Origin of the sequence: Actinomycetospora succinea (assembly GCF_004363095.1) — a bacterium.
In the GTDB taxonomy this organism is placed as follows: Bacteria; Actinomycetota; Actinomycetes; order Mycobacteriales; family Pseudonocardiaceae; genus Actinomycetospora; species Actinomycetospora succinea.
Map to the genome: position 1 here is coordinate 1 of NZ_SNYO01000007.1, position 21782 is coordinate 21782.

Genomic DNA, 21782 nt, shown 5'->3' on the forward strand with positions numbered 1-21782 from the left:
CGGATGCTTCAGACACACCCACCCCGCCCCGGAGGCCCTCCTCGATCAACCCGACACGCCGCCGCACACAACGTCTCGGGTCACGACACCTAGAGGCAGCGAACAGCGCGTTCGCTGCCGACACCCCGGACCCCCGGAAACACGAACGGCGCTCTCGCTGCTTCGGAAGCAGCGAGAGCGCCGTTCGTTCGTCCGGCACGGGCCCCGGAGGGCGCGCTAGTTCTCCGAGGACGGGTTCTGCACGTTGGCCGAGGTGGCCGCGGTGTCGGGGTCCGAGTCGCCCTCGTGGTCGGTCTCCGTCGTCGCCTCCGGGCGCCCGCGCTTCACGGCCGCGAGGAGCATCTGCGAGACGTCCATGACCTCGGTGTTCGTGGCCTTGGACTCGCTCTGGCGCTCGGTGAGCCCGTCGGTGAGCATCACGCGGCAGAACGGGCAGCCGGTGGCGATCGTGTCGGTCTCGGTGGAGATGGCCTCGTCGACGCGGTCCATGTTGATGCGCTTGCCGATGTGCTCCTCCATCCACATCCGCGCACCCCCGGCGCCGCAGCACAGGGCACGGTCGGCGTGACGGGGCATCTCCTTGAGCTCGGCGCCCGCGGCCTCGACCAGCTCGCGGGGCGGGCTGTAGACCTCGTTGTGCCGGCCCAGGTAGCAGGGGTCGTGGTAGGTCACGGTCTTGCGGGCCCCACCGTTCGAGCCCGCGTGCCCGTTGCCGTTCGACCCCGCGTGCCCGTTCGTCGACTCCTTCTCCGCGAGGGCGACCGCGGCCGGCGCGGCCTGGTCGGCGTCGTGGCCCTCGGTGGCGTGCCCGTTGGCGGGGATCAGCCCGCGCTCGGTGCCGTCGGAGTGCGGGCCGTGGTACTGCAGGTTCGTCGACGGGTTGATGTCGAGCTTCGCCTGCGGCACGGGCGACGACTCGGGCGCCACCGGCACCAGCTTCTTCTCGCGGACGAGCTGGTTGAGCAGCTGGGTGTGGTGGACGACCTCGTAGTGGCCGTCGAGCTGCGGGTACTCGCGCCCGAGGGTGTTCATGCAGTGCGGGCAGGTGGTGACGATCTTGCGCGTCCCCGGCTCGCGGCCCTCGAAGACGGCGTCGAGCATCTCCTTGGTCTGCATGGCCATCATCTGGAAGAGGAACTCGTTGCCCGAGCGCCGCGCCGGGTCGCCGGTGCAGCTCTCCTCCTTGCCGAGCACGACGTAGTCGACGTCGGCGATGTGCAGCAGCTCGGCGACCGCGCGCACCGTCTTCTTGGCGTTGTCGTCGAACGCGCCGGCGCAGCCGATGAAGAACAGGTACTCGGTCTCCGGGGAGAGCTCGCCGTCGAACTCGGGCACGTCGAAGGGGAGGTCCTTCGCCCAGTCCATGCGCGACGAGTTGTTCTGGCCCCAGGGGTTGCCCTTGTTCTCGAGGTTGCGGAAGAGCACCCCGAGCTCGGCCGGGAACTCCGACTCGATCATGACCTGGTTGCGGCGCATGTCGATGATGTGGTCGACGTGCTCGATGTCGACCGGGCACTGCTCGACGCAGGCGCCGCAGGTGGTGCACGACCACAGGACCTCGGGGTCGATGACGCCGAGCTGCTCGGCGGTGCCGACCAGCGGGCGCGAGGCCTGGACGTCGTCGCTCTTGCGGTAGCGCTCGTAGCCGGACTCCGGCACGCCGTGGCCGTCGTGGACGGGCTCACCCGGGTTGTTCGCGCCGGCCTGGGTGGCGGCGCCCTCCTCGGGCATGTCCTTGCCGCCGATCATGTACGGCGCCTTCGCGAACATGTGGTCGCGCAGGTCCATGATCAGCAGCTTCGGCGACAGCGGCTTGCCGGTGTTCCACGCCGGGCACTGGCTCTGGCAGCGACCGCACTCGGTGCAGGTCGCGAAGTCGAGCATGCCCTTCCACGTGAAGTCCTCGATCTTGCCGCGACCGAACGAGGCGTCCTCCGGCGGATCCTCGAAGTCGATCGGCTTGCCCTCGTGCTCGATCGGCGGCACCGGGCCGAGCGCCTTCGGCAGGCGCTTGGCCGAGACGTTGATCGGCGCGATGAAGATGTGGAGGTGCTTCGAGTAGAGCACGACCACCAGGAAGATCAGCGCGACCGCGATGTGCAGCAGCAGGAAGACCGTCTCGAGGACGAAGAGCGTGGGCTCCGGGACCCCGGAGAACAGGTACCCGACGCCGATCGAGGCCCAGGCGCCCGAGTCGTAGGGCAGGTTGCCCGCCGCCGACGAGCTGCCGCGGAAGGCGAACAGCGTCCAGACGACGTTGAAGATCAGGAACAGGATCAGCCAGGCGCCGCCGGTGTGGCTGCCGTAGAAGCGGGAGGTCCGGGCGCGGCGCTCCGGCGCCTGCTGCACGCGCATGATCGCGAAGGCGATGATCGAGATCAGCACCATGATCGCGATGAAGTCCTGCAGGAAGCCGAGGACCGACCAGCGCCCGATCAGCGGGATGTGGAAGTCCTCGACGAACAGGGCGCCGTAGGCCTCGATGTAGACCGTCAGCAGGATGATGAAGCCCCACATCGTGAAGAGGTGGGCGAGGCCGGGGATGGACCAGCGCAGCAGTTTGCGCTGCCCGAACACCTCCACGAACTGGGCGCGCACGCGCGCGCCGAGGCCGTCGGCACGCTTCGCATCGGGCTGACCGGAGGCGATCAGGCTGTAGAGCCACCATGACCGGCGGGCGGCCACGACGACCACGGCCAGGGTCAGGGCGAGCCCCAGGACCAAACGGACGATCACGACGGGACCTCCCCGTGGGCCGGGCCCGTGGTGGAGGGCCCGGTGAGACAACGACTGCGTCGGCGGCACTGTAACGGCCGGTAGGGACCTCGGCGCTCCGAGAGGTGACTGAGGCTACTCGCCGGTAACCGGAGTGGACGTCCCGACGGGCCCGGCGGCTGCGCCGTTCGTCGCCACGGACGAGCGATGCTTTGCGATGGCGAATCCCGCCGCGCCACGCCGGAGCGTGATGACGGCCCGTGCCGTGTGGATCACGATAGGCTCATCCGGACCAGGAGAGCGGGTGCTCATCACCCGCCGGTCGCGGAGGGTCGACGATGCGGGCACGCCTGTGGGGGAGGGCGTGGAAAGCGGGTGCTCGGACGCCGTCGACGGGTGTGATGGACCCGTTGCCGAGGGTGTTTGATTCCCTCACGGCGCCGTGTTTACTCGACCGGTCGAGAACGGTTTCCGGCACATCGACCAGCACGTTTGCGGGAGGACCGCCATGACCGTCACGTTCCTCGGCGCCGACCTGGTCGCGCAGGCCCCGGGAACCGGCGGGCTCCAGGGGTGGATCCAGGACAACATCGTCCCGCTGATCCTCCTGGGCATCGCGATCATCATGTTGTGGATCGGCGGGCGTGGTGACAACGCCGGCGTCGCCCGCCGCAGCATCGGCCTGATCATCGGCCTGATCGCGCTCGGCATCGCCCTCACGCCTGGTGCGGGTGCGCGTGTCGGTGCGTTCTTCGCCCAGCTCATCACCGGGTGACGCGGGTGCACATCCGCACCGACGACGAGGTCTACCGCGTCGACGCCGTCTGGTTGGGTCCGCCGCGCGCGACCTTCCCCTGGCGCGCCCGCTACTCCGCCTACGGGGTCGGGCTGCTCGTGATGCTCGTGGTGATGTTCCTGCAGCGCCGCCTCGGCATCGACCTCGGCTTCTTCTCGGTGGCCTGGGCGCTGCTGATCACCGTCGCGGTCACCCGGTTCGTGTCCCGGCGCATCAACGACGAGCGCCCGCTGCTGGAGTGGCTGACGCTCTTCGTCCACGAGCTGCGTGGCCCCCGCGCCCGCCACCGCGTCACCGGCGGGGCGCTGACCACCGGGCACGTCACCGTGCGTCGCGACCGCCCGCGGCTCACCGGCTTGCCCACGGCCGTCGCCCTCCCGCGCGGCAGCGACCGCACTGCGCCGAAGGCCGCCCGCCCGGCCACGGTCGATCCGGCCGACGACGCCGCCTGGGGCCCGCCGCCCCGCGACGACGAGGTGCTGGTCGCGGAGCCGGTGCCGGAGCCCGCACCGACCCCCGGGCCGGTGGCCGAGGTCACGGAGGAGGCGCCCGCCGACACGCCCGGCGTGCCGACGACCGGGCCCTCGCACGCCCGCGCGGCCCGCCCCGCCGCCGGCCCGAGCGAGGCGACCCTGGCCCGCCGGCGCGCCCGGGCGGAGCGGGCGGCCGAGAAGGCGCGCGCCGAGAAGGCTGCTGCGGAGAAGGCTGCCGCGGAGAGAGCGTCTGCCGAGACAGCCCGCGCCGCCGACGCCGACTTCGGGCCGCCGTCGAGCGCCGACGTGGGCGAGAGCGTCAGCGACGGCACGTCCCCGACTCCCACCGAGGCCCCCGCCGAGCTGCCCCCCGTGCCCGGTCCCCGCGCGGGCGACGCGGCGATCGCGGCCTGGACCGGCGCCCGCCGCGAGGCCGTGCCGGCGCGCCGTGCGGGCTCCGTGATCCGCAAGGCCGACCCCGACCCCGACCGCACCCAGCGGCGCGCGACGCGCCCGCGGCGGCGCCCCGGCTGGCCGATGTCGAACGAGCCGTCGGCGCCGGCCACCCCGAGCACCCCGAGCGACGCCCCGTTCGGCCCGGGCGCGCGGTCCCGCGACCGACGAGGAGATCCCGGTGCTGCGCCGCGGTAGGGCGCGGCGCGCACTCGACCGGGAGTCCCCACCCGAGGCGATCGAGGCCGGCGACAGTGCGAAGGGCCTGCGCCCGGCCCGCAGCAGCACCGGGAACGGCGGCAACGGCCACGGCCGGCGCGGTCGCTCGCTGGTCGGCGAGTCGCCCGCCGCCGGCTACCGGCCCGCGATCTCGCTGCGCGCCATCGACGGCAACCTCGCGCGCACCGCGACGGCCGTCACGGCCTGGTACCGCCTCGCGCCGCAGCCCTGGAGCTTCCGCAGCGACACCCAGCGCGAGACGCTCATCCGCCAGATCGCGACCCAGCTCGGCGAGCTGCAGGGCCGCTGGCTGCACGTGCGGGTCACCTCGCGGCCCTACCCCGTCGCGCTGTGGGCCGAGACGTTCGACCACAACGCGCCCGGCCGGATGCCGGACGTCCCCGGCGCGCTGAGCTGGGAGAGCTTCCTCGAGGGCGAGCAGCGCCACCTCATGGGCCTGTCGATGTCCGACAAGGAGGTCTTCCTCGGCGTCGAGGTCTCCGGGCGCTCGGTGGTCGACCGCTGGCTCGAGGGCGCCGCGCCGGTGCTCGGCCGCCTGGTCCCGTCGGCGGCGACCGCCGAGCTGGCCGCGCTGGAGTCCGAGATCGCGCACGTCGAGGCGCTGGTCTCGCGGGCGGGCCTCGACGCGGTGCCGGCGACCGCCGAGGACATGGCCTGGCTGATGCACCGGTCGTGCTCGCTGGGCCTGCCCGCGCCGCGCACGGTGGCGCCGGCGTCGGGCGACCACTGGGAGGCCGAGGACCTCGCCGCGTTCACCGACGGCGTCGCGCTGCAGCAGGAGCCGTACGCGCCGACCGTCCAGGTGCTCGGGCGCTTCGGCACCCAGCCGGTGCAGCGGCACGTCGCGGTGCTGTCGGTGGGCCTCATGGACGCGCTGCGCATCCCCGAGGCCGACGACCCGTGGATGCAGCGCAGCGACCGCCTGCCCTTCCCCGTCGAGTGGTCGGCGCGGATCTACGTGCGCAAGCCCGAGGAGGTCGCCGGGGAGCTGCAGCGCCAGATGGGCAAGGTGCGCAGCCAGATCCGGCACTACACCCACGACCACGACCTCGACCCGCCGATGTCGCTCTCGCGGCAGGCCGACCGGGTGCTGCAGATCGAGGACGAGCTCTCCGGCGGGCTCACCCAGCTCAACACCCGGGTCTACGGCTGGTGGCGCGTCGCGGTGTCCGGGCGCGACGAGGGCGAGGCGCTGACGCGCGCCCAGCAGGTGCTCGACCTCTACCGCCCGCGGGTCGCGATGGAGCACCCCGAGGCCCAGTACGCCTACGCGCGCGAGTTCATCCCCGGCGAGCCGCTGGCGTCGACGGCCTACCGGCGCCGAGGCTCGGTGACCTGGGTGGCCGCGGGCGTGCCGGCCGCGTCGGCGTCGGTGGGCGACCGGCGCGGCATCATGATCGGCGAGACCTGCACGGCCACCCGGCGCCCGGTGGCGTGGGACCCGTGGATGGCGCAGGAGGTCCGGCGCGCGTCGGGCCTCACGGCGGTCGTGGGTGGCCTCGGCTCCGGGAAGTCGTTCCTCACCGGACTGCTCGTCTACAAGACGCTGCGCGCCGGGGCCCGCTGGACGGTGCTCGACCCGTCGGGCCCGCTCGCCGAGCTGACCAAGCTCCCCGAGCTCGCGCCGTTCTCGCGGCACATCCACCTGCTGGGCGCCGACCCCGGCATCCTCAACCCCTACCGGGTGGTGGCCGAGCCCCGCCGCGACCACTTCCTCGACGAGGACGACCCGGACAAGGCGTGGCGCCGCGAGCGCTCGCTGGCCGCGGCGACCCGGCGCCGCCTGGTGCTCGACGTCCTCACCGGCCTGCTGCCCTTCGACGTGGCGCGCCTGCCCCACACCCGGATCGTGCTGCTGCGCGCGGTCCGCGAGGTCGGCGGCGCCCCGGACCGCGACCCGGGCCAGGTCATCGCCGTCCTGCGCCGTCACGCGCGCGAGGGCGAGGAGCACGCGGACGTCGTCGCCGACTTCCTCGAGGAGCGCCGCGAGCTGCCCCAGGCCGCGCTGCTGTTCCCCGACCGCAACGCCGACCCGCGCGAGGACCCGTGGCAGGGCGAGGAGAACTACCGCCTCACCGTGCTGACCATGCAGGGCATGTCCCTGCCGCGCCCCGGCAGCCCGCGCGAGGAGTGGACCGACGGCGAGTCGCTCGCGGTCGAGCTGCTCAACCTCGCGTCCTGGCTGACCCAGCGCACGATCTACACCGCCGACCGGAACCTGCGGAAGGGCGTCGCGCTCGACGAGACGCACTTCCTGTCTCAGATCCCCACCGGCAAGGTGCTCATCGACCGGCTCGCCCGCGACTCGCGGAAGTTCAACGTCCGCGCCCTGTTCGCCTCCCAGCTCGCGGGCGACCTGCTGCGCGTGCCCGGGTTCGCGTCGCTGGTCAACGCGGTGTTCGTCGGGCGCACCGACGACGAGGAGGCGCAGGCCGAGGCGCTGCGCCTGCTGCGCGTGCCCACCGAGGTCGGCTACGAGGAGATGCTCGGCACCCTCTCGCCGCGGCCCCGCCACGACGACCGGCCCGACGACACCCCGCGCCAGTTCGTGTTCGCCGACGGGCACGGCGGCGTCGAGAAGATCCGGATCGATCTCGAGGGCCCGCACCTCGAGCACCTGCGCGAGACGCTGGACACCAACCCCGACGCGCGCCGGGCCCGCCCGCTGCCGGCCGCTCCGGTGTCGGGGTCGCACCCCGTCCCGCCCGAGACCGACGCGGAGCGCACCGGCCCGGTCCCGATCGTCCCGCCGGCGGGCCCGCCCAGCGGTCCCCTGCCCACTGCGGCCGGCGCGCCGCAGGGCCCGTCCCGCCCGGCACCCCCGCGCCGTCCCGCGACCCCGCCGCCGGGCACCGCGCGCGTGTCGCCGGTGACCCCGTCGCGCGACCCCCTCGTCGAGCGCACCGTCGTCGAGGGCACGGTGCTCGACGAGCGTCCCGACGCCGAAGCGATCACGTCGGGGTTCGACGAGCGTCTCGACGACCTGGCGCCCGACCTCGACGACGATCTGGGCAGCGGTCCCGCCGGCGTTCCCGGGGCGCCCGACCCCGCGCCCGTCGGCGACGACGAGTGGGCCGACGCCTGGGTCATGGACGAGGGCGAGGCCACGGGTGACGCGGTCGGCGAGCTGAGCGACGACGCGACCGTGACGACGGCCGCCGACCGGAACCCGGGCTGGCGCGAGGGCAGTGAGGTGCAGGATCCGGGCCGCTGGGTCGGCGCCGGCCGCCGCGGCCCGGGGACCACGGGGTGACGCTCGCCGTCGCGATCCTCGTCGCCGCCCTCGTCGTGGGGTGGCGACGGTCCCGGCGCGCCCAGGACGACGCCGTCGGCGTGTCGCCGCAGCGAGGATGTGGCGATCCTGGCCTTGAGCGCCAGCGAAGCCGCATCGCTCGCACTCCCCGAGTGCGCATCAGCAGCACGGGTCGGCGCGGGCGGCGGCGGGCGACGGTCGTCGTGATGTCGCTGATCACGGGCCTCGTGCTCTTCGCCCTGCCCGCGTCGGCGGCGCCGCTGGACTGCAAGGCGCCGCCCGACCCGGACCGGCCCGGGACGGGGCTCGTCGGCTCGCTCGACCCGGCCCCGCTCGGGGTCGGCGCGCCGGGCAGCGTCTACCACGAGGTCGGCTACGCCGGGCAGATCTGGTGGACCTACGACCTCGGCTGCGGCCCCGGCGCCGCCCGCGACCCCGCGGCGGCGACCGACACGTGGCTCGGCAACCAGTTCTTCAACCTCGCGAAGCTCGTCGTCGGCGGCGTGAACTGGGCGCACTACCTCATCGAGCGGGGCTCCGGGCTGCTGCAGCCGCTCGACGGCATCGTCCAGGCCGGTACGGCGGCGATGTACAACGCCGTGTTCACGACCTGGGTCGGGCTCGCGCTGATCGTGCTCGCGGCGATCATGCTGGTGCTCGCGATGCGCGGCGACCTGTCGCGCCAGGCGCAGCGGGCGGGGATCGCGGTGATCGCGCTGGCGGTCGCGGCGGCGGCGTACGCCGCGCCCGTGCGCTGGTCGAGCGTGCTCGACGGGGTCCTGCTCGACGGCGTCACGGCGATGCAGCGCGGGTTCCTGTCGCAGGTCGGGGTGGGCGACGCGAACACGCTGCCGACGGTCCTGACCGACCAGATCGTCTACAACAACTGGCTGCGCGGGGAGTTCGGGTCCGCCGACGTGCCCCAGGCCCGCGACATGGGCCGGGAGCTGCTGCGGGCGCAGACGTTCACCAAGCAGGAGATCGCGGACGGCCAGGACAACCAGGCCACGGCGGACGCGAAGAAGCAGCAGTTCACGGCCGTGGCCGACCGCGCGGGGGACCGGTACAGCTACTTCCAGGGCCGGCAGGGCTCGCGGACCGGCGCCGGGATGCTCGCGCTGATCCAGGCCGTGTGCATCGGCCTGTTCCAGCTGATGAGCAAGCTGCTCATCCTCGTCTCGATGCTGATCATCCGGTTGCTCGTGATGATCGCGCCCGCGCTCGCCGTGGTGGCGCTGCTGAAGCCCGAGGTGCTGCCGGCGACGCTGCGGGTCGGCGGGGCGGCGCTGGTCAACACGCTGCTCGTCGGCGCCATGGCGGGCCTGCACTCGCTCATGGTCATCGCGCTGTTCCGGCCCGGCTCCGGGGTGGACACGTGGCTCGGGCTGCTGGTCACCGGGGTCGTGACGATCGTGCTGTGGGCGCTGGCGAGACCGTTCCGACGGCTCGAGGCGATGGTCTCGCTGACCCGCGACCAGATGAGCGGCGTCCTGCCGCCCGCCGGGAGCGGGATGTTCTCCCGGTTCCTGCCGCGCTCGCCCGCCCGTCAGGACGACTGGTGGTCCGAGCGCCGCGACGCCGCCGGGGGCGGGGGCGACGGCTGGCGCCCGGAGGGCAGCACGCCGTCGCGGACCGATCCCACGGTGGCCGCCGCGGCCGGTGCCGACCCCGCCGCGCCGGTGCGCGTCGACAGCGAGCGGGTCGGCACGCGGGCGGGCAGCACGCCCGGCCACGACGCCGATCCCGCCGCGGCCCTGGCCGCGCGCACCGCCGCCCAGCGCGCCCTGCCCCGCGGGGCGGGCGCGGTGCCGGGCGGCGCGCCGCGCGGCGACCGCGATCCCACCCCGGCGCGCGCCCAGATCAGCGACGCCGACCGCAGCCTCTACCGCAGCGTGGCCGCGCAGACCGGTGAGGCCGGTGGGCCACGCCGTCCCGTGCAGGCCGAGCTGGTCGACGGCGCGCCGGTGTACCGGATCTACCGGCCCAGCCGGCCGATCGGCGCGGGGTCGTCGACCCGCTCGTCGCGGTCCCGCCCGGCCCCGCGCCCCGCCGGCGAGGGAGGCGCAGGTGCCGATCCGGACTAGGCGCGGGCGCGCGGCGGCCTACCGCGCGCTGTGGGAGTGGCCGCTGCACTCCCCGGTGCGCCTGTTCTTCGTGGTCGTCGTCGTCATCGCGATCGCCGCGGGCCTGTCGTACCTCAGCGGGTCCCTGGGCGGCCCCGGGCCCGCGCCCGGGCGCGCCCTCGGCCCGGCCCCCTCGGCGTCGCCCGGGACGGCCACCGCGGCCCCCGGCCAGCCGACGATCACCGAGCTGCGCCCGCAGAGCCTCCCGCTCAGCGCCGCGCCGCCGGTCGCGCTCGCCGTCGCGCAGCGCTGGACCCAGGCCTGGGCGACCCACCCGCCGGGGACGACGCCCGCGCAGTGGAGCGCCGGGCTCGCGCCGTACACCACCGACGAGTACCTGGCGGTCCTCGCGTCGGTCGACCCCGCCAACGTCCCGGGCTCGCGCGTCACCGGCCCGCCGCAGGCCGTCGACGTGCGCCCGGAGGCCGTGCGCGTGCAGGTCCCGACGGACGCCGTGCGCCTCGAGCTCCTCCTCGTGCAGGTGGGGCCGGGTGACTGGCGCGTCTCCGGCTACGACCGGGCGTCCTGACCCGTGATCACGCCGCCCCGGCTGCCGCCCGGCTTCCGCATCCTGCGCCTTCTGCTCCCGGTGGCCGGGCTCGCGGCGTTCATGGTGATCGTGCTCGCGGGCGGTCTGCTCGTGGCCGGCCAGTTCGTGCCCTTCGGCGAGGAGGAGACGGGGGGCACGTCGTGCGAGGCCGGCACGGGCACCGGGCCGTCGGGGGACGCGCCGCAGACCTCTGCCGAGCTGAACGAGGTCCAGCGCCAGACCGCGGCGACGATCATCGGGGTCGCCAAGGGCATGGCCGTGCCGCCCCGCGGCTGGATCGTCGCCCTCGCCACGGCCATGCAGGAGTCCCAGATGGGGACCGTGGGCATGGACGTCGCGGTCGACCACGACTCGCTGGGCGTGTTCCAGCAGCGCCCGAGCCAGGGCTGGGGCTCGCCGGCGCAGGTCCGCGACCCCGTCTACGCGACGCGGACGTTCCTCGAGCGCCTGCTCACCGTGCCGGGCTGGGACCAGATGCCGGTGACGCAGGCCGCCCAGATCGTGCAGCGCTCGGCGTTCCCGAACGCGTACGCGAAGTGGGAGTCGTTGGCGAACAGCCTCGTCACCGATCTCGCGGGCGTCGCCGGGGCGATCCAGGAGTGCGTGCCCGCCGACGAGGCCGGGCCGGGACCGGCGTCCGCGCTGCCGCCGGGCGTCGCGCGCACGGCCATCGAGTTCGCGACCGCCGAGACCGGCAAGCCCTACGTCTGGGGCGCCACGGGACCGAGCAGCTACGACTGCTCGGGGCTCATGCTGCGCGCCTACCAGCGCGCCGGGATCGTCCTGCCGCGCGTGTCCCGCGACCAGTACCACGCGGGCGCGCACGTCCCGGTGGAGCAGGCGCAGCCCGGTGACCTGCTGTTCTGGGCCTACGACGAGTCGGACCCGGACACCATCCACCACGTCGCGATGTACCTCGGGAACGGGCAGATGATGGAGGCCCAGCAGACCGGCGTGCCGCTGGGCACCCGCGCGGTGAAGTTCGACGAGGGCGAGCTGCTGCCGCTCGCGACCCGCCCCGGGACGGGCTCCGACCGAGCCTGACCGGGCCCCCGTCGGCTCCTAGGCTGCGGTGTCATGGCGACGTCGGACCCGGTCGTGGTCACCGGGACGCACGGGTGGATCGGCGCGCTGGTCGCCGCCGCCCTCCACGAGCGCGGGCACGCGGTGACCGGCGTGTCCCGCGACCCGTCGTCGGCGGCCGCCGCGCACCCCGGGTGGCGGTGGGTCGGCACCGGTGAGGACCTCGAGGACGCCGTCACGGCGGCGGGGACGGTCGTCAACCTCGCCGGGCGCAACGTGTTCGAGCAGCGCTGGACCCCCGAGTACGTCGAGGTCATGCGACGCAGCCGGGTGGACGTCACGCGGCGCGTGGTGCGGGCGCTGGCACGTCGTGACAGGCCGGGCGTGCTCGTCAGCGCGAGCGGGTTCACCGTCTGCGGGGATGCGGGGGACGCCGAGCTGGGCGACGACGCCCCGGCGTCGCGGGAGCTGGTCCTGGGCGACGTCTACGCCGACTGGGAGGAGGCGGCGCGGGAGGCCGCGGCGTCGGTGCGGGTCGTCGTGGCCCGGATCGGGGTCGTGCTCGGGCCTGGCCACGGGGCCTTCGACTTCTTCCGGCGCCCGTTCCTCGAGGGACGCGGCGCGGTCCTCGGGTCCGGCGAGCAGTGGGTGCCGTGGATCCACGTCGACGACGTCGTGGACCTGCTCGTCGCCTGCCTCGAGGACGGCCGGCGCCGCGGCGTCGTCAACGTGGTGGCACCGGGACCCGTACGGCACCGCGAGCTGGCCGCGGTGCTCGCGGCGTCGGCCGGCGCCCCCTCGCCGGCGGTCGAGCCCGCCGACGCCGTCCACGCGCGGCTCGGTGGCGCCGCCGAGATGGTCGTCACGAGCCAGCGGATGCTCCCGCGCCGGGCGCTCGACCTCGGGTTCCGCTTCCGGCACCCCCGGCTGACCAGCGCCGTCGACGATCTCGCGCGCTGATTTCGGCGAAGTTGAGCGTGCCGGGAACAAGTCGGTGAGATGCTCCGTTGGTCGGGATGACACACTTGAGCGCAACAGACTCAGGTCGCGTTTGCGAGGATGGCCTCGCAGGGCAGATACTTGAGCGCAGAGCACTCAACGACACACCCGGAATCCACGGGTCTCGAGAGGAGACACGAGCATGGCGCGAGCGGTCGGCATCGACCTCGGCACGACCAACTCCGTGGTCGCCGTCCTGGAGGGCGGCGAGCCGACGGTCATCGCGAACTCGGAGGGCAGCCGCACCACCCCGTCGGTGGTCGCGTTCGCCCGCAACGGCGACGTCCTGGTCGGCCAGTCGGCCAAGAACCAGGCGGTGACGAACGTCGACCGCACCATCCGGTCGGTCAAGCGGCACATGGGCACCGACTGGTCGGTCGAGATCGACGACAAGAAGTACACCGCGCAGGAGATCAGCGCCCGGACGCTGCAGAAGCTCAAGCGCGACGCCGAGGCCTACCTGGGCGAAGAGGTCACCGACGCGGTGATCACCGTCCCGGCCTACTTCGAGGACGCGCAGCGGCAGGCCACCAAGGAGGCCGGCCAGATCGCGGGGCTCAACGTCCTGCGCATCGTCAACGAGCCCACGGCCGCGGCCCTCGCCTACGGCCTCGAGAAGGGCGACGACGACCAGACGATCCTCGTCTTCGACCTCGGCGGCGGCACGTTCGACGTGTCCCTGCTCGAGATCGGCGACGGCGTCGTCGAGGTGAAGGCCACCAACGGCGACAACAACCTCGGCGGCGACGACTGGGACGAGCGGATCATCAACTGGCTCGTCGAGAAGTTCAAGGGCTCGCAGGGCATCGACCTGTCCAAGGACAAGATGGCGATGCAGCGTCTGCGTGAGGCGGCGGAGAAGGCGAAGATCGAGCTCTCCAGCTCGTCCAGCGCCGGCATCAACCTGCCCTACATCACGGTCGACGCCGAGAAGAACCCGCTCTTCCTGGACGAGACGCTCTCGCGCGCCGAGTTCCAGCGGATCACCTCCGACCTGCTCGACCGGTGCCGCAAGCCGTTCAACCAGGTCATCAAGGACGCCGGCATCTCGGTCGGCCAGATCAACCACGTCGTGCTGGTCGGTGGTTCGACCCGCATGCCCGCGGTGCACGACCTGGTCAAGGAGCTCACCGGCGGCAAGGAGCCCAACAAGGGCGTCAACCCGGACGAGGTCGTGGCCGTCGGCGCCACGCTGCAGGCCGGCGTCCTGCGCGGCGACGTCAAGGACGTCCTGCTGCTCGACGTCACGCCGCTCTCGCTGGGCATCGAGACCAAGGGCGGCGTCATGACGCGGCTCATCGAGAAGAACACGACGATCCCGACCAAGAAGTCCGAGGTCTTCACGACGGCCGAGAACAACCAGCCGTCGGTCCAGATCCAGGTCTTCCAGGGCGAGCGCGAGATCGCGGCCTACAACAAGAAGCTCGGCATGTTCGAGCTCACCGACCTGCCGCCCGCCCCGCAGGGCGTGCCGCAGATCGAGGTCAGCTTCGACATCGACGCCAACGGCATCGTCAACGTCTCGGCGGTCGACAAGGGCACCGGCAAGTCCCAGCAGATGACCATCACCGGCGGCTCGGCCCTCTCGAAGGACGAGATCGACCGCATGGTCCAGGACGCCGAGGCCCACGCCGACGAGGACCGTCAGCGCCGCGAGGCCGCGGAGACCCGCAACCAGGCCGAGACGCTGGTCTACCAGACCGAGAAGTTCATCACCGACAACGACGAGAAGCTCCCGTCGGACGTCAAGGAGAAGGTCCAGGGCTCGATCGGCGAGCTCAAGGAGGCCCTCAAGGGTGAGGACACCGAGGCGATCAAGGCCGCCTCGGAGAAGGTCGCCACCGAGTCGCAGGAGCTCGGCCAGGCGCTCTACGCCCAGCAGCAGTCCGAGGGCGGCGCGGCCGCCGGCGGTGCCGCCGGTGCCGAGGACGCCTCCGGCCAGGCCGACGACGTGGTCGACGCCGAGATCGTCGACGACGAGAAGGACAAGAAGGACTGACCCCCGACCGGCGGGGCCGCGGTCACCGCGGCCCCGCCGGTGCGGGTCGTCCCGTCCGCCAGCTCCGACCACATGCCTCTCGAGGAGGTCACAGTGCAGGATCCGGTCGTCGGCCGCGAGAACGCCGACGCCACCGATGTCCCCGGGGCCACCGACTCCAGTGTCGGTGGGGTGCCCACGTCCGGTCAGGACGCCCCGCAGGGCACCGCCCAGCCGGACGGTGCCACCGACGGCGGCGACACGGCCGCCCCGGACGGTGCCCAGACCATCGCCGGCGAGGCCCGTGCGGCGGAGTCCGCCGCCGCGGCGTCCGCGGCGAACGGTGCTGCGGCCGACGGTGCGGTCGACCCCGAGCTCGAGCGCGTGCGCGCCGAGCTCGCCGAGCGCACCGCGGACCTGCAGCGGGTGTCCGCCGAGTTCACCAACTACCGGCGCCGCACCGAGCGGGAGCGCGAGTCGACCGTCGCGGGCGCCAAGGCGTCCGTCGCGGGCGAGCTGCTCACCGTGCTCGACGACGTCGAGCGCGCGCAGAACCACGGCGACCTGACCGGTCCGTTCAAGGTCGTGGCCGACCGGCTGTCCGAGACGCTGCAGCGTGCCGGCCTCGAGCCCTTCGGCGCCGAGGGCGACGCGTTCGACCCGTCGGTGCACGAGGCCGTCGCCCACGAGACCTCGTCCGAGGTCTCGGGCCCGACCGTCACCACGGTGATGCGTCGCGGTTACCGCTTCGGCGACCGCGTGCTGCGCGCCGCCATGGTCGGGGTCACCGACTCCGACGGGTCCGCCCCGGCGTCGCCGGCACCGACCGAGCCCGCCGACGCCGGCACCTCGTAGCGCGATCCTGACCACCCCATCCCCCACACCGCGGAAGGAGCAGTCCCGACATGAGCGCCCGTGACTGGGTCGAGAAGGACTACTACCGCGAGCTGGGCGTGGCCAAGGACGCCTCCGCGGACGACATCAAGAAGGCGTATCGCAAGATCGCCCGCGAGAACCACCCCGACGCCAAGCCCGGCGACGCGAAGGCCGAGGCCCGGTTCAAGGCCGCCGGCGAGGCGTACGGGGTGCTCTCGGACACCGAGAAGCGCCAGCAGTACGACGAGGCACGCGCCATGTTCGGCGGCGGCCGCTTCGGTGGCTTCGGCGGCGGCCGGGGTGCCGGCGCGGGGGCCGGTGCCGGGGGCACCGGCTTCTCCGGCGGCTTCGACGTCGGCGACCTCTTCGGCGGGCGCGGCGGGCAGCAGCCCGGGGCCGGCGGCCTCGGCGACCTGCTCGGCGGCCTGTTCGGCGGCGGGGCGGGTGCCCCGACCGGGGGCCCGATGCCGGGCGCGGGCACGTCCCGTCCCCGCGAGCAGCGCGGCGCGGACGTCGAGACCGACGTCCGCATCGACTTCTCCGAGGCGGTCGGCGGCACGACCCTGCCGCTGCGCCTGGCGTCGCCGACGCGCTGCAACACCTGCGGTGGCAACGGCGCCAAGCCCGGCACCAGCCCGCGCACGTGTCTGACCTGCGGCGGCGCCGGTGTCGTCTCGCGCAGCCAGGGTGCGTTCGCGTTCAGCGAGCCGTGCCGCGACTGCTCGGGCACCGGCTCGATCGTCGACGACCCGTGCCCCGAGTGCGGGGGCGACGGCGTCAGCACCAAGTCGCGCACCCTCACGGTGCGCATCCCGGCCGGTGTCGACGACGGGCAGCGCATCCGCCTCGCCGGCCAGGGCCAGCCGGGTAGCCGCGGCGGGCCCGCGGGCGACTTGTTCGTGGTCGTCCACGTCAACGCCGACGACCTGTTCGGGCGCTCCGAGCGCAACGCCGACGACCTGACGCTCACCGTGCCGGTGACGTTCCCCGAGCTCGTCGACGGCACGACGATCACCGTGCCCACGATGGACGGCAAGGTCTCGCTCAAGGTGCCCGCGGGCAGCCAGAGCGGGCGCACCCTGCGCGTCCGCGGCCGCGGGGTGCACCGCAAGGACGGGCGCACCGGCGACCTGCTCGTCACCGTCGAGCTCTCGGTCCCGCAGCGCCTGAGCTCCGAGGCCCGCGAGGCGCTCGACGCCTACGTCAAGGCCACTGCCGACCACGACCCCCGTGCCGAGCTCACCCGGCGCGCCGAGGCCGCCGCACGGAGGGAGACGGCGTCATGAGCGGGCGCGACGGGCGGGGACCCTGGCCGTCCCCGCTCGGCGCCTCCTCCCTGCCGCCCCTGCCCGCCTGGGCCGACGAGGACACCCCGGTCTTCGTCATCTCGGTGGCGGCCCAGATCGCCGGCATGCACGCGCAGACCCTGCGCTCCTACGACCGGATCGGTCTCGTGACGCCGGGCCGCGCCAGCGGCGGCGGGCGGCGCTACTCGGTGCGCGACATCGCCGTGCTCCGCGAGGTCCAGCGGCTCTCGCAGGAGGACGGCGTCAACCTCGCCGGCATCAAGCGCATCATCGAGCTCGAGCGCGAGGTCGGGGCGCTGACCGACCGCCTCGCGGAGGTCACCGAGGAGCTCGCGGGGTGGCGTGCCGCGGCCGAGCAGGCCGCGCGCAACGCCGCCGACGGCTCGTCCGGCGACCGTCTGCCCGCCCGCCGGACCCAGTCGGTGGTCGTGTGGCAGCCCGGCCCCCGCCGCCGCGACTAGCTAGTCCGTGAACGGGTCGTAGGTGATGCGGTCGAGCGGGACGCCGTCGACGAGGAGCGCCGACGCCGTCGCGCGGATCATGCTCGGCGAGCCCGACAGCAGGATGTCGTGGCGCGACCAGTCGCCGCCGCGCACCACGGCGTCGGGCAGCGTCCCGGGCTGGCTGCGCTCGTCGAGCGGGTCGTCCTCGCAGACCGGGGCGACGGCGAGCCAGGGGTGGTGCTCGGCGAGCTCGTGGAGCCGGTCGAGCACCGTGAGGTCCTCGGGCACGCGACCGCCGAGGAACACCGTGCACGGGCGCGGGCGGGTCCAGCGGGCCATGTCCTCGCAGAGCGCGAGCACGGGCGCGCCGCCGGTGCCGCCGGCGACCATGAGCACCTCGCGGGTGCTGCGCGGGTCGAGGCCCAGCCGCCCGGCGGGCGGGCCGAGGCGCCACCGGTCGCCCGGCGTCGCGTGCGCGACCATCGCCCGGCTCACCCAGCCGCCCTCGACGGCGCGCACGTGGAACTCGAGCAGCCCGTCGGGACGCGGCGCCGTGGCCGGGCTCAGCGGCCGCCACATCCGCGGGCGCTGGGGGATCTCCACGGTGAGGTACTGCCCCGCCCGGTGGGGCACCGGGGCGTCCGGCGCGACGTGCAGCACGGCGAGGTCCCAGCTCAGGCGCCGGTGGCCCACGACCGTGCCCTCGGCGACCGCCGGCGCGGCGGCGGCGCGGACCGCCTGCTCCATCGGGCCCGCCGCCAGCGAGAACGCGCGCACCCAGGCATGCTCGGTGGCCTCGTCCCAGGTGCGCCCGAACCGGCGCATCGCCCCGATCAGCGCGACCCCGAGCGCCTCGTACTGTTCGGCGCGCAGGCCCAGCGCGCGGTGCTCACGCACGAGCGGCTCAAGCATCGGGCGCAGCTCGCCGGGACGGTCGACGGTGCTCATCGGCAGCACGAGCGAGCGCAGCAGCCGGCGCGCCGGCTCGGTGACGCGCGCGGGGAACAGCGCGCGGGACTCCGGGGCGAGGCTGAACAGCAGCGCCGCGAACCAGTCGGCGAGCTCGTCGACCTGCGGCTCGACCTCGGTCCACGTCTGCCGGACCCGGCGGGCGGCGTGCTGCTCCGGGGTCTCGTCCGCGCGGGCGGGCTCGGGCCGGGGCGGCGGCGCCGGAGTCGGAGTCGGGGTGGGCGCCGGTGGCTGCCGCACGACCGGGGGCGGCGCGGCGACGGTCTCCGGCGCGACGAGACGGCCGGGGCGCTGCGTCGTCGTGCCGGGCGCTTCGTTCGCGGACCCGTCCGGGGTGTCGTCGGGGGCCGCGTGGCGCCCGGGCCGCACGATCGGCGTCGTGGGCGGTGGCGGCACGGCGCGGACCGGGGCGAGGCGCCGCCCGCGACGGCTCGGCGAAGGCCCAGGGGTCCGCTCGGCGGCCGGACCGGAGGTCGGGTCCCCGGCGGACAGCGGCTCCGCGGACATGGACGACGTTCCTCCTCGGCCCCCCGGCGCACGGACCACGTACCCGCGCGACCGGACCACTATGACACCCCGTCAGCGATCGTCACGCAGGGTCCCCAACGCGGGCCCGTCGTCCGGCTCGCCACGTGCGCCGGACGGTGTGCGTACGCACGCTGAGCAGCGACGACGGTCCGATATGCGGCACTCCACCGTCGTTGCAGTGGGTGACCGGTCACCGTGACGAGTCGAAGGGAAGAAACCGCGCTCCCACAGAGTTGAGCGAGATAGACTCAAGTCAGGACCGCGGCGGCTGGTGGGCCGCCCGTCCGCACCCGTACGCAGCGCAGGAGGAACCGCATGGACTTCACCCCCACCACCCGCACCCAGCAGGCTGTGTCGGCCGCCGTCCGGCAGGCCACCGTCGACGGTCACCCGCAGGTCGCGCCGGCCCACCTCGCGGCCGCCCTGCTGGACCAGACCGACGGCCTCACCGAGCCGCTGCTGCGCGCGGTCGGGGCGGATCCGTCGGCCGTGCGCTCCGACGTCGGCAAGGTCATCGCGAGCCTGCCGAGCGCGAGCGGCTCCAGCGTGGCCGCCCCGCAGTTCGACCGTGAGATGGCGCGGGTGCTCCAGCACGCCCAGCAGCTCGCCGCGGACATGGGCGACGAGTACGTCTCGACCGAGCACCTGCTCGTCGGGCTCGCCGCGGCCGGTGGTCGCACCGCCGAGGTGCTGACGCGCCACGGCGCGACGCCGGAGGCGCTCAAGGAGGCGTTCACCAAGGTGCGCGGCTCCGGGCGCGTCACCTCGGCCGACCCGGAGGGCACCTTCCAGGCCCTCGAGAAGTACGGCCAGGACCTCACCGAGCGCGCCCGCGACGGCGCCCTCGACCCGGTGGTCGGCCGCGACGCCGAGATCCGCCGCGTCGTGCAGGTCCTCTCGCGGCGCACCAAGAACAACCCCGTGCTCATCGGCGAGCCCGGCGTCGGCAAGACCGCGATCGTCGAGGGGCTCGCCCAGCGCATCGTCGCCGGCGACGTCCCCGAGTCGCTGCGCAACAAGCGGGTCGTCGCCCTGGACCTCGGGTCGATGGTCGCGGGCGCCAAGTACCGCGGCGAGTTCGAGGAGCGGCTCAAGGCCGTCCTGCAGGAGATCACCGACTCCGCGGGCCAGGTCATCACGTTCATCGACGAGCTGCACACGATCGTCGGCGCCGGCGCGACCGGCGAGTCGGCGATGGACGCCGGCAACATGATCAAGCCGATGCTCGCCCGCGGCGAGCTGCGCATGGTCGGTGCCACGACGCTCGACGAGTACCGCCAGCACATCGAGTCCGACCCGGCCCTGGAGCGCCGCTTCCAGCAGGTGCTGGTCGGCGAGCCGACCGTCGACGACACCGTCGGCATCCTGCGCGGGCTCAAGGAGCGCTACGAGGTGCACCACGGCGTGCGGATCACCGACGCCGCGCTCGTCGCCGCCGCCACGCTCTCCGACCGCTACATCACCGCGCGCTTCCTGCCCGACAAGGCGATCGACCTCGTCGACGAGGCCAGCTCGCGGCTCCGCATGGAGATTGACTCGCGGCCCGTCGAGATCGACGAGGTCGAGCGCGCCGTGCGCCGCCTCGAGATCGAGGAGATGGCGCTGGAGAAGGAGTCCGACGCGGCGTCGGCCGAGCGCCTGCGCGCGCTGCGGGCCGAGCTCGCCGAGCGGCGCGAGGAGCTCGACGCCCTCACCGCCCGCTGGCAGGGCGAGAAGGAGTCGATCGACGCCAGCCGCGGGCTCAAGGAGCAGCTCGAGACGCTGCGCGGGGAGGCCGAGCGCGCCACCCGCGACGGCGACCTCGGCCGGGCCGCCGAGCTGATCCACGGCCGCATCCCGGCCCTGGAGAAGGAGCTGGAGGCGGCCGACGCCGCCGCGGTGGCCCCGGAGATGCTCAAGGAGGAGGTCGGCCCCGACGACGTCGCGGACGTCGTGTCGGCGTGGACCGGCATCCCCGCCGGGCGCCTGCTCGAGGGCGAGACCGCCAAGCTCCTGCGCATGGAGGACGAGCTCGGCCGCCGCGTCGTCGGCCAGGCCGAGGCCGTCCGCGCGGTGTCCGACGCCGTCCGCCGGGCCCGCGCCGGCATCAGCGAGGAGGACCGGCCGACCGGCTCGTTCCTGTTCCTCGGCCCCACCGGCGTCGGCAAGACCGAGCTGGCCAAGGCGCTCGCCGCGTTCCTGTTCGACGACGAGCGGGCGATGATCCGCATCGACATGAGCGAGTACGGCGAGAAGCACTCGGTCGCCCGGCTCGTCGGCGCGCCGCCCGGGTACGTCGGCTACGACCAGGGCGGTCAGCTCACCGAGGCCGTCCGGCGCCGCCCGTACTCGGTGGTGCTGCTCGACGAGGTCGAGAAGGCGCACCCGGACGTCTTCGACGTGCTCCTGCAGGTCCTCGACGACGGGCGCCTCACCGACGGCCAGGGCCGCACGGTCGACTTCCGCAACACGATCCTCGTGCTGACCTCGAACCTCGGCTCCGCCGCGCTCGTCGACACCTCGCTCGACGACGACGGCCGCCGGGAGAAGGTCATGGAGGTCGTGCGGCGCTCGTTCAAGCCGGAGTTCCTCAACCGGCTCGACGACGTCGTGGTCTTCCACGCCCTGTCGACCGAGGAGCTGACGTCGATCGTCGACATCCAGCTCGAGCGCCTCGGCGCCCGCCTGGCGGCCCGCCGCCTGACGCTCGCCGTCAGCGACGCCGCCCGCGAGTGGCTCGCGCTGCAGGGCTTCGACCCGATCTTCGGGGCGCGCCCGCTGCGCCGGCTCGTGCAGTCGGCCATCGGCGACCAGCTCGCCAAGGCCCTGCTCGCCGGCGACGTCCGCGAGGGCGACACGGTGCAGGTCGACCTCGACGAGGCGGGTGACGCGGGCGCGGGTGCGCTCGTGGTGTCGCGCGCGGCCTGAGGTCCCGAGCCGTTCTGAGCGAAGGGCCCCTTCGATCGACGAGTTCGATCGAAGGGGTCCTTCGCTCGTTGTGGGAGCCGGCGCCGGCGGGCCGCGCGTTCTGGCGAAGGGCGCCCCTCGCCCGTCTAGGCGATCGAAGGTGCCCTTCG

At 74.1% G+C, this 21782-nt stretch carries 14 protein-coding genes; 12 read left to right on the forward strand and 2 right to left on the reverse strand.

All coding sequences use genetic code 11. From position 1 onward, the window contains the following. Positions 1-216: 216 nt before the first annotated feature. Complete coding sequence (locus tag EV188_RS21580) at positions 217-2736, reverse strand: heterodisulfide reductase-related iron-sulfur binding cluster (RefSeq protein ID WP_133828391.1); 2520 nt, start codon at positions 2734-2736, stop codon at positions 217-219. A 487-nt stretch (positions 2737-3223) separates the two neighbouring features. On the opposite strand from EV188_RS21580, the gene EV188_RS21585 reads away from it, so the two are divergent. The 11 genes from EV188_RS21585 to EV188_RS21635 all read left to right on the forward strand — a co-directional run bounded on the left by EV188_RS21585 (position 3224) and on the right by EV188_RS21635 (position 17247). Then, complete coding sequence (locus EV188_RS21585; RefSeq protein ID WP_133828392.1) at positions 3224-3490, forward strand: hypothetical protein; 267 nt, start codon at positions 3224-3226, stop codon at positions 3488-3490. Positions 3491-3495: 5 nt separating this feature from the next. After that, positions 3496-4635: a hypothetical protein gene (locus tag EV188_RS32285; RefSeq protein ID WP_208114329.1), complete on the forward strand. Its 1140-nt coding sequence runs from the start codon at positions 3496-3498 to the stop codon at positions 4633-4635. A 67-nt stretch (positions 4636-4702) separates the two neighbouring features. Beyond that, positions 4703-7930, forward strand: a complete 3228-nt coding sequence (locus tag EV188_RS21595) for an ATP-binding protein (protein WP_424922949.1) — start codon at positions 4703-4705, stop codon at positions 7928-7930. Positions 7931-8136: 206 nt separating this feature from the next. Then, positions 8137-10014: an MFS transporter gene (locus EV188_RS31855; RefSeq protein WP_166660009.1), complete on the forward strand. Its 1878-nt coding sequence runs from the start codon at positions 8137-8139 to the stop codon at positions 10012-10014. Continuing rightward, positions 9998-10582 (forward strand): hypothetical protein, encoded by a 585-nt coding sequence (locus EV188_RS21605; RefSeq protein ID WP_133828393.1) that lies wholly within the window; start codon positions 9998-10000, stop codon positions 10580-10582. The genes EV188_RS31855 and EV188_RS21605 overlap by 17 nt, the downstream gene beginning before the upstream one ends. An 81-nt stretch (positions 10583-10663) precedes the next feature. Beyond that, positions 10664-11647, forward strand: coding sequence for a C40 family peptidase (locus EV188_RS21610; protein WP_133828595.1), 984 nt, complete (start codon positions 10664-10666; stop codon positions 11645-11647). A gap of 33 nt (positions 11648-11680) precedes the next feature. Continuing rightward, positions 11681-12586, forward strand: coding sequence for a TIGR01777 family oxidoreductase (locus EV188_RS21615; protein ID WP_133828394.1), 906 nt, complete (start codon positions 11681-11683; stop codon positions 12584-12586). A gap of 181 nt (positions 12587-12767) precedes the next feature. Continuing rightward, complete coding sequence (gene dnaK, locus EV188_RS21620; RefSeq protein ID WP_133828395.1) at positions 12768-14624, forward strand: molecular chaperone DnaK; 1857 nt, start codon at positions 12768-12770, stop codon at positions 14622-14624. A 93-nt stretch (positions 14625-14717) separates the two neighbouring features. After that, positions 14718-15458 (forward strand): nucleotide exchange factor GrpE, encoded by a 741-nt coding sequence (gene grpE / locus EV188_RS21625; RefSeq protein WP_243741889.1) that lies wholly within the window; start codon positions 14718-14720, stop codon positions 15456-15458. Between the two features lie 50 nt (positions 15459-15508). After that, positions 15509-16765, forward strand: coding sequence for a molecular chaperone DnaJ (gene dnaJ / locus EV188_RS21630; protein WP_133828397.1), 1257 nt, complete (start codon positions 15509-15511; stop codon positions 16763-16765). Then, positions 16762-17247: a heat shock protein transcriptional repressor HspR gene (locus EV188_RS21635; RefSeq protein WP_133828398.1), complete on the forward strand. Its 486-nt coding sequence runs from the start codon at positions 16762-16764 to the stop codon at positions 17245-17247. The genes dnaJ and EV188_RS21635 overlap by 4 nt, the downstream gene beginning before the upstream one ends. Here EV188_RS21635 and EV188_RS21640 read toward each other — a convergent pair whose 3' ends face one another. Further along, a complete protein-coding gene (locus tag EV188_RS21640) occupies positions 17248-18705 on the reverse strand; it encodes an FAD-binding oxidoreductase (RefSeq protein ID WP_243741890.1) in 1458 nt (485 codons plus the stop codon). 336 nt (positions 18706-19041) lie between these two features. On the opposite strand from EV188_RS21640, the gene clpB reads away from it, so the two are divergent. Beyond that, complete coding sequence (clpB, locus tag EV188_RS21645; protein WP_133828399.1) at positions 19042-21633, forward strand: ATP-dependent chaperone ClpB; 2592 nt, start codon at positions 19042-19044, stop codon at positions 21631-21633. The last annotated feature ends 149 nt before the right edge of the window (positions 21634-21782 follow it).